The sequence below is a fragment of the Streptomyces sp. NPDC030165 genome, assembly GCF_055573595.1.
Genome location: NZ_JBVIBD010000074.1, coordinates 1 through 1,418, shown reverse-complemented (window position 1 = coordinate 1,418; position 1,418 = coordinate 1). Strand labels below are relative to the sequence as shown.

Below are 1,418 nucleotides of genomic sequence, written 5' to 3'. Positions count from 1 at the left end.
CGGAGGGATACCGGGACGTTATGGGGGTGCTGCAGGCCGCGGGGCGGCCGATGCGGTCGAAGGCGGTGTCGGTGGCGATCGGGTGGGGCGAGGGGCCGCGAAGGTGGAGTCGGTGCGGGCGAAGCTGAAGCGCCTGGCCCGGCGGGGCTGGCTCACCGAGGACAGCCCGGGCCTGTTCGCCCTGGTCGAACACACCGAGAACTCAGGGCCGCGCAGTCCCGGCCCTGGCGACTGAGGACTCTTCTTCCTACGTTCGTAGGTAACCAGCCAGAACGCCCGTAGGAAGAAGAGCGCAATGCGACGCTACGACACGCCGTCGAGTTCTGACTCGTTTGAGGCGGCGACGAATTTGTTCAGGGTGCTCGTGACGGATCTGGCCTCGCCCGAGGCGGGCGAGCTGGCCCACCACGAGGTGGAGGACCTCCTTGAAGAACGGGGCCGCGACCTGCTTCGGCAGCTCTTCCAGGATCACCTGGACCTGCGGGAACGCCGCGAACAGGAAGCCGTGGCCAGGCGGCGGCCGTACGTGTTCGGCGCCGACGGTCTGCTCCGGCCGCGTCTGGAGACCGGTCATGGGCGGCTGCTGGCCACAGTGTTCGGCACCGTGACGGTCTCCCGCTGTGCGTGGCGGCGTCTGGAGGCGGGCAACGTGCACCCGGCCGACGAGGTTCTCTCGCTGCCCAGGGGCCGGCACTCGCACGGCTTGGCCCGCCTCGTGATCCAGACCGCGACCCGTATGTCTTATGACGCCGCCCTGGAGACGGTCTGCCGTCGGTGCGGCCCGGTCCTCGGCAAGCGCCAGCTCGCCCACCTGCTCGTCGAGGCCGCCCGCGACATCGACGCCTTCTACGACGCGAAAGTCTTCCAATCGTGCACTTCCGCGACGGTGTTGGTGCTGTCGGTGGACGGCAAGGGGATCGTGATGAGGCCCGAGGCACTGCGGGAGGCCACCCGGCAGGCCGCCGCCCGCCAGGAGAAGACCTTCCGCACCCGCCTGGCCGCCGGGGAGAAGAACGCCCGCAAGCGCATGGCCACGCTCGGCGCGGTCTACGACGCCGATCCCGCACCGCGCCGCCCGCACGACGTGATCACCCCGCCCGGCGGACGATCCGCCGACTACATCCCACGGCCGGGCCCCCTCGCCAGGGGCACGTGGCTGTGTGCTTCGGTCCGGCATGACGCGGAGCATGTCGTCGGGCAGGTCTTCGACCACGCGGAGGCCCGCGATCCCGGCCATCGTCGCAGGTGGGTGGTTCTGGTCGACGGCGCCCGCCACCAACTCGACCTGATCCGGGCCGAAGCCCGCCACCACCGCGTCGACGTCCGCATCGTCATCGACATCATCCACGTTCTGGAGAAGATCTGGGCGGCCGCCTGGTGCTTCCACCGCACCGGCGACAAGGCCACCGAGAGGTGGG

1 protein-coding gene and 1 pseudogene are annotated in these 1,418 nt (G+C 70.2%); both read left to right on the top strand.

Annotated features, from left to right (window positions below; genetic code table 11):
* Positions 1-235 (top strand): annotated as a pseudogene (locus ACZ4Z1_RS42455) (hypothetical protein); the annotation flags it as partial.
* Between the two features lie 123 nt (positions 236-358).
* On the top strand, positions 359-1,418 hold a 1,060-nt coding region (locus ACZ4Z1_RS42450; RefSeq protein ID WP_468492071.1), incomplete at its 3' end, for an ISKra4 family transposase.